Below are 7,857 nucleotides of genomic sequence, written 5' to 3' on the forward strand. Positions count from 1 at the left end.
ATCAGCCTGCCACCGCGTGCGATGTGGACCATACGATTGCGTGGCCGGTCGGGCCGACGCATCCGGGCAACCTGAGCCCGAAGTGCCGCAAACACCACCTGCTCAAAACCTTCTACGGCGGGCCGGATGGGTGGCAGGACCGTCAACAGCCTGACGGGACGATTGTGTGGACCGCACCCACCGGCCACACCTACATCAGCGTGCCCGAAAGTCGAATCCTGTTTCCTCGCACGGTCACCGACACCCCGCTGCCGAACCCGCCACCACAGGACACCGATCTGGACGCCCCACCGGCTCCCGGCCGGGGTGTGATGATGCCCATCCGGCGCCGCACCCGCGCCCAGAACCAGGCTCAGCAGATCGCCTACGAACGTGCCCTCAACCAAGCCGATATCGACGAGCGCGAAGCCGCACAAGAAGCCTTCGCCCGCCGGCGCAAAGAACGCCAAGAACGCGAAGCCGCAGAAGCTGCGGCGGCCGAATCAGCAGAGCAACAAGACATCCCACCGCCACTCTGAGTGCGGCGTAATACCCCTGAAAAGGCATGACTTTCAGGGGTATTCACGCGTGTCGCTCACGGATAGAGGGCTATTTCACCCCGATGGCGCCAGCCTGGCGCCTCACGATCAGTTGGACGTGGATGCAGTACGCCCGCCACCTCCAGCCGGATCCGCCATCGGGTCAGGCTCGTCGAGCGGCGGGACGTCTTGGCCGTCGAGGACCTTGCACAGACGGTCTTTGTCGAGCTGCCCCTCCCAGTTGGCCACCACGAACGTCGCGACACAGTTGCCCAGCAGGTTCACCGAGACGCGCATCGAGTCCATGATGCGGTCGGCGCCCAGGAGCAGGGCCACCGCGGCGACCGGGATGGCGCCGTGGCCGATGGCGGCGACGGTCGCTGACAGCGCGAGGAATGAGGACCCGGGAACGCCGGCCATGCCCTTGGACGTCAGCATCAGTACCAGCACCGCGGTGATCTGCTCACCCAGGCTCAGGTTCACGCCCAATGCCTGGGCCAGGAACAGCACACAGATCGAGAGGTAGAGGGTCGCTCCGTCGAGATTGAACGAGTAGCCCGTCGGAACCACCAGACCCGTTGTGGTGCGTGAACATCCGGCATTGGTCAGCTTGGCCATGATGCGCGGGAGCACGACCTCGGTGGAAGCGGTGCCGAGCGCAAGGAACAGCTCGTCCTTGATGTACACGACGAACTTCCACAGGTTCACTCCCGCCAAGACCTTCGCAACGACCGCGAGCACCACGATGAACAGGACGGCGGCGAGGTAGCAAGCGCCGATCAGTTTGGCGAAACTGCTCAGGGAGCCGATGCCGTACTGGCCGATGATGTAGGCCATCGCCCCGAAGGCGCCGATGGGCGCCAGGCGCATCACCCAGCCGATGACGGTGAAGAACACGTGGCTCAGATGGTCGACGATTTCGAGGATGACGGGCGGGCCCTTCTCGCCGAATTTTGCCAACGCCAGCCCGAACAGGACAGCGAAGAACAGGACCTGGAGGAGGTTGTTCTCGGTGAACGCCTTGAACACCGACTCGGGGATGATGTTCAGCAGAAAATCGACGGTGTGCGGCAGCTCTTTGTTCTGGGTCTTCTTCGCGATCGCGTCGGCCCCGGACGCCAGCGTGGCGGCGTCGACGTGGAAACCGGCCCCGGGTTTGACGATGTTGCCGACGACCAGCCCGAAGAGCAGCGCGAAAGTGGTCACCGCCTCGAAGTAGATCAACGCCTTCACGCCGATCCGGCCGACGGACTTGAGGTCGCCGACGTGCGCAATGCCCAGCACGACGGTGCAGAAGATGATCGGCGCGATCAGCATCTTGATCAGCTTGATGAAGCCGTCGGCGAGCGGCTTGAGGTCGGCGCCGACCTTGGGCTGCAGCCAGCCGACGAGGATGCCGGCGACGATCGCGACGAGCAGCTGCACGAAAAGCGACGTGTACCAAGGAGGCTTGTTCGCGAGCCGGATCATCTCGCTTTTGGGCGGTTGCATGGTGGTCGCCATCGCGCGAAAGTACTGATCGGGCGTCACCACGCGATTTCTGCGATGTTTCTGTGACGTCGCGCATCAGATATATCGAATCCAGCAATTAGTCTCGCCACGTGCTGATCGCAATCGAAGGCGTCGATGGTGCGGGGAAGAACACGCTGACCCAGGGTCTGCGGGCGCAGTTCGAGGCCCGCGGGAAGTCGGTGACCACCGTGGCGTTCCCGCGCTACGGCCGCTCGGTCGAGGCGGATATCGCCGCCGAGGCGCTCCATGGCCGGCACGGCGACCTCGCCGATTCGGTGTACGCCATGGCGATGCTGTTCGCGCTCGACCGGGCGGGCGCCAAGGCCGAGATCGCCGCATTGAACGACGCGCACGATGTTGTGATCCTCGACCGCTACGTCGCGTCCAATGCCGCCTACAGCGCGGCCCGGCTGCATCAGGGGGCGGGCGGGGACGTCGTCGCCTGGGTGCGGGAGTTGGAGTTCGAGCGGTTGGCGCTTCCGGTGCCGGACTGGCAGCTCTATCTGAATGTGCCGACCGACCTTGCCGCGGAAAGGGCGGCGCGCCGGGAAGCTCAGGACGCGACGCGAACCCGCGACGCCTACGAGCGCGACGGCGGCCTGCAGGGCCGCACGGCCGCGGTGTACACCGAGCTCGCGGCCGAAAACTGGGTCGGCCGTTGGGCTTTGGTCGCCCCGGACGTCGACCCGGGGGAGCTGGCCACAACGCTGCTGGGGTGATCTGGCCGCGTCGTCTACCAGCGAGTTGTCAGGTAAGAGGCAAAACACCCATCGGAGATCACAGCTTTATCGCGATCTGGTGACACCATGGACGCCATGAGGCAACGCATTCTGGTCGTCGACGACGACCCATCTCTGGCCGAGATGCTCACCATCGTGCTGCGGGGCGAAGGCTTCGACACCGCCGTCATCGGTGACGGCAGCCAGGCGCTGACCGCGGTCCGCGAGCTGCGCCCGGATCTGGTGCTGTTGGACCTCATGCTGCCCGGAATGAACGGCATCGACGTGTGCCGTGTGCTGCGCGCCGACTCTGGCGTGCCGATCGTCATGCTGACCGCCAAGACCGACACGGTCGACGTGGTGCTGGGCCTGGAGTCCGGCGCCGACGACTACGTCATGAAGCCCTTCAAACCGAAGGAGCTGGTGGCGCGGGTGCGCGCGCGGCTGCGCCGCAACGACGACGAACCGGCAGAGATGCTGTCCATCGCCGACGTCGACATCGACGTGCCGGCCCACAAGGTGACCCGCCAGGGTGAGCAGATTTCGCTGACTCCGCTGGAGTTCGACCTGCTCGTGGCCCTCGCCCGGAAGCCGCGCCAGGTCTTCACTCGTGACGTGCTGCTCGAACAGGTGTGGGGCTACCGCCACCCGGCAGACACCCGCTTGGTGAACGTCCACGTGCAGCGGCTGCGGGCCAAGGTCGAGAAGGACCCGGAGAACCCGCAGGTGGTGCTGACCGTTCGAGGAGTGGGATACAAGGCCGGACCGCCGTGATCGGACGGCTCGTCAAGCCCGAGCCTGAGACCGTAGGGCGCCGGTGATCTGGGGATCCCGACGGCGTATCCGTGGCGGTTTCGGCTCGGGCGCTTTCGTGCGCGGGCTGGGCGCTGTCGGCCGTGTGGTCGGCTATGCCTGGCGCCGCTCACTGCAACTGCGCGTGGTCTCCCTGACGCTGGGGTTGTCCCTTGCCGTCATCCTCGTGCTGGGTTTCGTGCTGACCAGCCAGATCACCGACCGCATCCTCGAAGCCAAGGTCCGCGCCGGCACCGAAGAGGTCGAGCACGCCCGCACGACGGTGAGCGGCATCGTCGGCGGCGAGGAGACGCGCTCGCTGAACAGCAGCCTGCAGCTGGCACGCAACACGCTCATCGACCGCAAGGTCGATTCGGGCTCGCGGCTGGCCGGTGCGTTCGACGCGGTGCTGGTGGTACCGGGTGACGGTCCGCGCGCGGCCACATCGGCCGGGCCGGTGGGCGAGATTCCGAACTCGTTGCGCGACTTCGTCAAAGCGGGCCAGGTCAGCTACCAGTACGCGACCGTCCACACCGATGGCTTCTCCGGTCCCGCGCTGATCGTCGGCAGCCCGACGTCGTCGCAGGTCACCAACCTCGAGCTGTACCTGATCTTTCCGCTGAGCAACGAAGAGAGCACCATCGCGCTGGTGCGTGGCACCATGGCCACCGGTGGCATCGTGCTGCTGGGCCTGCTCGCGGCCATCGCGCTGCTGGTGGCCCGGCAGATCGTGCTGCCGGTGCGGTCGGCGTCGCGCATCGCCGAGCGGTTCGCCGAGGGACACCTCACCGAGCGCATGCCCGTGCGCGGTGAGGACGACATGGCGCGTCTGGCGGTGTCGTTCAACGACATGGCCGAGAGCCTGCACAAGCAGATCACCCAGCTCGAAGAGTTCGGAAACCTGCAGCGCCGCTTCACCTCTGACGTCAGCCACGAGCTGCGGACGCCGCTGACGACGGTGCGCATGGCCGCGGACCTCATCTACGACCACAGCGAGGAACTCGACCCGGCGCTGCGGCGCTCGACGGAGTTGATGGTCAACGAACTCGACCGCTTCGAGACACTGCTGGCCGATCTGCTGGAAATCTCTCGGCACGACGCCGGTGTGGCCGAGCTATCGGTAGAGTCGGTCGACCTGCGCGACACCGTGCAGAGCGCGCTCGACAACGTCGGCCACCTCGCCGACGACGCCAACATCAAACTCGCCGTGCATCTTCCGGACGAGGCCGTCATCGCCGAGGTGGATCCGCGCCGCGTCGAGCGCATCCTGCGCAACCTCATCGCCAACGCGATCGACCATGCGGAGAAGAAGCCCGTTCAGATCAAGATGGCCGCCGATGTGGATACCGTGGCAGTGACGGTCCGCGATTTCGGCGTGGGTCTGCGACCGGGCGAGGAGAAGATGGTGTTCAGCCGGTTCTGGCGATCCGACCCATCGCGGGTGCGGCGCTCCGGCGGCACCGGCCTCGGCCTGGCCATCAGCATCGAGGATGCCCGCCTGCACCAGGGCCGGCTGGAAGCCTGGGGCGAACCCGGCCACGGCGCCTGCTTCCGGCTCACGCTGCCCCTGGTGCGCGGCCACAAGGTGACCACCAGCCCGCTGCCTCTCAAACCCACTGGGCCCAAATCGGTTACGGCCCTCTCGTCCGGGGAACTGCCCGCGGGGGACGCATCATGAAAGGGGCACTGGCGCTCTGCGCGGTGCTGATGCTGGTCCTGACGGGGTGCGCCGGCGTACCCAGTTCATCGGCGCCACAGGCCGTGGGCACCGTCGACCGGCCGGCCCCGCGCAACCTGCCGACGCCGTCACCCGGCATGGACCCGGACCTGCTGCTGCGCGAATTCCTCAAGGCCACCGCCGATCCCGCGAACCGGCACCTGGCGGCACGCCAGTTCCTCACCGAATCGGCATCCCGCTCGTGGGACGACGCCGGTAGCGCTCTGCTGATCGACCGCGTCGTGTTCGTGGAAACCCGTGGCACGGACAAGGTTTCCGTGACGATGCATGCCGACATCCTGGGCTCGCTGTCGGACGTCGGGGTGTTCGAGACAGGGGAGGGCGCGCTGCCCGACCCAGGCCCCATCGATCTGGTGAAGACGCCGCGGGGCTGGCGCATCGACAAGCTGCCCAACGGGGTGTTCCTGGACTGGCAACAGTTCCAGTCCACCTACAAACGCGACACGTTGTACTTCGTCGACCCGACCGGCAAGACCGTCGTGCCCGACCCGCGCTACGTCGCAGTGTCCGACCCGGACCAGCTCGCCACCGAACTCGTCACCAAGCTGCTGTCCGGGCCGCGGCCCGAGATGGCAAGCAGCGTACGGAATCTGATGGCCGCACCGCTGCGGTTGCGGGGTCCGGTGACGCGTGCCGACGGCGGCAAGACCGGTGTCGGACGTGGCTACGGCGGCGCCCGCATCGACCTCGAGAGCCTGTCGACCACCGACCCGCACAGCCGGCAACTACTTGCGGCGCAGATCATCTGGACGCTGTTCCGGGCCGGGGTCAACGGCCCGTACGTGATCAACGCCGACGGCGCCGCCCTCGACGACCGCTTCGCCGAAGGCTGGAACACCTCCGACGTCGCGGCCACCGACCCTGGTGCCGACCCCGGCGCCGCGGCCGGCCTGCATGCTCTGGCCGGGGGATCGCTGGTATCGCTGGAAGGTGACAACGCGCCGCGGGTCGCCGGGGCGTTCGGCCAGCTCCCGGGCCAGACCTCGGCGGCGTTGTCGCGTAGCGGGCAGGAGGTCGCCTCAGTGGTGACGCTCCGGCCCGGCGCCCCGGACATGGCGCAGTCGCTGTGGGTGGGTCCGGTCAACGGCGACGCCGCACAGGCGCTCGACGCGCACACGCTGTCGCGTCCCAGTTGGTCGCTCGACGACGCCATCTGGATCGTCGTCGATGGCGCCAACGTCGTGCGCGCGATCCAGGAGGCGGCGTCAGGCCAACCCGCCCGCATTCCTGTCGACTCGTCGGCAGTGGCCACCAAATTCCCCGGTCCGATCAGCGCGCTGCAGTTGTCGCGGGACGCCACCCGCGCCGCGATGGTGATCAACGGCCAGGTGATCCTGGCCAGCGTCGAGCAGCGGGAGGGCGGCCAGCTCGCGCTCACCTATCCACGCCGGCTCGGTTTCGGCCTGGGCAACACGGCGCTGTCGCTGTCCTGGCGCACCGGCGACGACATCGTCGTGACGCGCACCGACGGCGCGCACCCCGTGTCGTACGTCAACCTCGACGGCGTGAACTCCGACGGGCCCACCCGGAACCTGGTCGTCCCGGTGTCGACCGTTGCCGCGAACACCTCGACGGTGTACCTCGCCGACCAACGTGGCGTGCTCCAGCTGTCGGGTTCGGCAGCGGACAACAACCTGATGTGGACCGATGTCCGGCCGCTGATGGTCGCGGGCGCACTGCCCGTGCTTCCTGGCTGAAAAGTCGCTTTGAACCTTCTGTGACTCGGCTCCGTTGTTCCGGTTGAGTCGGCCAATTGTTAACTGAAATTGGCCCGGCATCTCACCGAATCTGATGAGCGCGTGTCCCCGCGGGTGGATCATTGTTGCCATCGGGTTCACAGCCGATGAGGAGTGAACATGAAGGTTGCGGGTCCGCTCGTCACCCTGGGCGCGGTGGCCGCCCTGGGGATCGGGATCTATGCCGTAAATGTGTCCAAGGAGTCGCAACCAGCGGCACCGGTGACTTCGACCAGTCAAGCCGCGCCGCCCACGAGCCAGGCCGCACCCATCACCCCGGCCGCCCCCGCTGCGGTGCCGTTCCCGGCCGCAGCGGACTACCAGGGCAAAGTCGAGACCAAGGCCGGCGTCATCACGCTGGACATCTCGGTCAAGGGCGCGGCCGCCCGCGCCTACGCGTGCGACGGCAAGGCCATCGAAACGTGGCTGAGCGGGCCGGCCGAAGCCGGTGTCGTAAAGCTGACGAGCAAGGACAAGACCAGCCATCTGGAGGGCCGCCATGACGGCAAGAGCGTGGCCGGAACCTTGACGATCGGCGAAAAGAGTTGGCCTTTCACCGCTTTCGCGGTGCAGCCACCGGCGGGCCTGTACGTGAGTCAGGACAACGGCGTGCGAAACAGCTGGATCGTCGGCGCGGACAAGGCAGTGACGGGTGTGCAGCGTTCGGCCGACGGTGCGACGTCCCCGGCGCCCGCGCTGACCCCGGACGCCAAACGCGTGGAAGGCGACAGTGATGGCATTTGACCCGCCGGTGGACACTCCGACGCAGCGCGCCCAAATCCCTTCGCGCGGTGCCGCATTCGTCGTCGCTCTGTTGATCGGTGCCGTCGTGGCCGTCGGGC

General features: G+C 67.1%; 7 protein-coding genes. 6 read left to right on the forward strand and 1 reads right to left on the reverse strand.

Annotation, left to right across the window (positions count from 1 at the left end):
- Positions 1-518: HNH endonuclease signature motif containing protein (locus VXD91_RS04930; RefSeq protein WP_346414817.1), on the forward strand; the 518-nt coding region annotated here is incomplete at its 5' end.
- A 108-nt stretch (positions 519-626) separates the two neighbouring features.
- Here the strand turns inward: VXD91_RS04930 and dctA are convergent.
- Positions 627-2,021 (reverse strand): C4-dicarboxylate transporter DctA, encoded by a 1,395-nt coding sequence (dctA, locus tag VXD91_RS04935; RefSeq protein ID WP_346414818.1) that lies wholly within the window; start codon positions 2,019-2,021, stop codon positions 627-629.
- 98 nt (positions 2,022-2,119) lie between these two features.
- Between dctA and VXD91_RS04940 the strand changes: the two genes are divergently transcribed.
- The 5 genes from VXD91_RS04940 (at position 2,120) to VXD91_RS04960 (ending at position 7,759) form a co-directional block, all read left to right on the forward strand.
- Positions 2,120-2,749 (forward strand): dTMP kinase, encoded by a 630-nt coding sequence (locus VXD91_RS04940; RefSeq protein ID WP_346414819.1) that lies wholly within the window; start codon positions 2,120-2,122, stop codon positions 2,747-2,749.
- An 87-nt stretch (positions 2,750-2,836) separates the two neighbouring features.
- Positions 2,837-3,523 carry a two-component system response regulator MtrA gene (gene mtrA, locus VXD91_RS04945; protein WP_020102929.1) on the forward strand — a complete coding sequence of 229 codons (687 nt, stop codon included), beginning with the start codon at positions 2,837-2,839 and terminating at the stop codon, positions 3,521-3,523.
- Positions 3,524-3,566: 43 nt separating this feature from the next.
- Positions 3,567-5,219 carry an MtrAB system histidine kinase MtrB gene (gene mtrB, locus VXD91_RS04950; protein WP_029105562.1) on the forward strand — a complete coding sequence of 551 codons (1,653 nt, stop codon included), beginning with the start codon at positions 3,567-3,569 and terminating at the stop codon, positions 5,217-5,219.
- Positions 5,220-5,227: 8 nt separating this feature from the next.
- A complete protein-coding gene (lpqB, locus tag VXD91_RS04955) occupies positions 5,228-6,976 on the forward strand; it encodes an MtrAB system accessory lipoprotein LpqB (protein WP_346414821.1) in 1,749 nt (582 codons plus the stop codon).
- 159 nt (positions 6,977-7,135) lie between these two features.
- The gene (locus VXD91_RS04960) at positions 7,136-7,759 is read left to right on the forward strand and encodes a hypothetical protein (protein ID WP_346414820.1); all 624 of its coding nucleotides are present in this window, start codon (positions 7,136-7,138) and stop codon (positions 7,757-7,759) included.
- The last annotated feature ends 98 nt before the right edge of the window (positions 7,760-7,857 follow it).

The sequence above is a fragment of the Mycobacterium sp. SM3041 genome (genome assembly GCF_039668335.1).
Lineage (GTDB): Bacteria > Actinomycetota > Actinomycetes > Mycobacteriales > Mycobacteriaceae > Mycobacterium.

Bases quoted from the DNA above. Each gene is read 5' to 3' on its own strand.
- dctA (WP_346414818.1), bottom strand. From the start codon at position 2,021: ATGGCGACCACCATGCAACCGCCCAAAAGCGAGATGATCCGGCTCGCG.
- mtrA (WP_020102929.1), top strand. From the start codon at position 2,837: ATGGACGCCATGAGGCAACGCATTCTGGTCGTCGACGACGACCCATCT.
- VXD91_RS04960 (WP_346414820.1), top strand. From the start codon at position 7,136: ATGAAGGTTGCGGGTCCGCTCGTCACCCTGGGCGCGGTGGCCGCCCTG.